The organism is Mesorhizobium sp. M7A.F.Ca.CA.004.12.1.1 (genome assembly GCF_003997835.1).
GTDB lineage: Bacteria > Pseudomonadota > Alphaproteobacteria > Rhizobiales > Rhizobiaceae > Mesorhizobium.
In genome coordinates, this window is the sequence record NZ_RZRK01001324.1 from 1 (window position 1) to 922 (window position 922).

At 63.7% G+C, this 922-nt stretch carries 1 protein-coding gene; it reads left to right on the forward strand.

Annotated elements, in window-relative coordinates:
• Positions 1–40: 40 nt before the first annotated feature.
• Positions 41–922, forward strand: an 882-nt coding sequence (locus tag EN984_RS36130; RefSeq protein ID WP_127384429.1) for an alpha/beta hydrolase, incomplete at its 3' end; no start/stop codon positions are given.

Consider the following 922-nt stretch of genomic DNA (forward strand, 5'->3'; position numbering starts at 1 on the left):
AGGATAGACAGGCCTTTCGGCCGGAGTTGGAAATTCAGGCGTGCCTTTGAAGAAGATTTTTATCGTTGTCCTGGCCTTGCTCGTCGCCGGCTGCGCCGGCCAGCAAACACAGGAATTGCTGGGCAGCGCCATGGTGTCCGCGCCGGTGACGGAGATCGCCGGCAACCACTCGATCTTCATCGCCACGACGCGCAAGAAATCCGACGATCCCAACAAGGTTTTCGACGGCGAACGCTCGGCGACGCTGAACTATGCCCGCGTCAACGTCACCGTTCCGGGGCTTCACAAGACCGGCCAGATCGAGCGCCGCTCGCGCGGCAAGTCGGATGACCCGGCCAAATATTTCATGGCTTCCGAGGTCGTCGGCTACGACACGCAGCCGAAATTCTCCAGCGCGCTCAATGCCGACATCGCGGCGCGTGGCGGCCGCGTCATGGTCTTCGTGCATGGCTACAACACCGGCTTCGATGCCGCCGTCTATCGCCTCACCCAGATCGTCCATGATTCCGGCTATCCCGGCACGCCCGTGCTGTTTTCCTGGGCATCGGGTGCCAGGACCACCGACTACGTCTATGACAAGGAAAGCGCCAGCGCTGCCCGCGACCAGTTGGAGGTGACGCTCAGGATGCTGGAGCAGTCCGGCGCGCGGCGCATCGACATCGTCGCGCATTCGCTCGGAACCTGGGTCACCATGGAAACGCTGCGGCAGATGGCCATCACCGGCGACCGCGATCTCGGCGGCAAGCTCGGCGACGTGGTGCTGGCTTCGCCCGACATCGATGTCGACGTGTTCAAGAGCCAGATGCGGCGCTATGGCAAGCCCGACAAGCCGTTCATCCTGCTGTTGTCGGACGACGACCGCGCGCTGCGGCTCTCCGGCCTGATCGCCGGATCCCGGCCGCGCGTCGGCGACTACAAGGAT